Below are 539 nucleotides of genomic sequence, written 5' to 3'. Positions count from 1 at the left end.
ACAATGAATTACCTGATCGGCCAGAGCAAAGACTGTTTGGGTCTGTAGCTCAGTTGGTTAGAGCGCACCCCTGATAAGGGTGAGGTCGGCAGTTCAAGTCTGCCCAGACCCACCAAAATTTGTGTAATACGTCGTTGCTTTTCACCTCGTGTAGCAGGCTACACGTCGGCAAAAAGCGCCTCGTCTTGCTCAAATTTCCTGTTTCAACAGGGTATCAGAGGGGCCTTAGCTCAGCTGGGAGAGCGCCTGCCTTGCACGCAGGAGGTCAGCGGTTCGATCCCGCTAGGCTCCACCATCGCTTCAGCGGTGAGCGGCACCCATCCAACAGTCTTGCAATAAGTCCTAAGCTATAGGCTTCCGATGACATCACCATGACAGTCATCGAGAGCTTACAGCTTAGAGCTTATGGCTCTAAACGCTCTTTAACAATGTAAATCATGCTGACAAAGTCCCTTTCCTACCCGGGAAAGGGCATGAGATACGTCTCAAGCGTATCCGGCAATTGTCGTTGTTGTCATCGCGGATCAGACCCCTTGGGG

Annotated in this window: 2 tRNA genes; both read left to right on the top strand. The window is 51.9% G+C overall.

Annotation, left to right across the window (positions count from 1 at the left end):
- Positions 1–38 precede the first annotated feature (38 nt).
- Positions 39–115 (top strand) — tRNA-Ile (locus ACGTN6_RS20990).
- A gap of 104 nt (positions 116–219) precedes the next feature.
- Positions 220–295, top strand: a tRNA-Ala gene (locus ACGTN6_RS20985).
- Positions 296–539: the final 244 nt, after the last annotated feature.

This window comes from Halomonas sp. B23F22_20, from assembly GCF_043496985.1.
Taxonomy (GTDB): Bacteria; Pseudomonadota; Gammaproteobacteria; order Pseudomonadales; family Halomonadaceae; genus Halomonas.
Note: the sequence above shows the minus strand (reverse complement) of the source record. Positions and strands in the feature narration are given on the sequence as shown.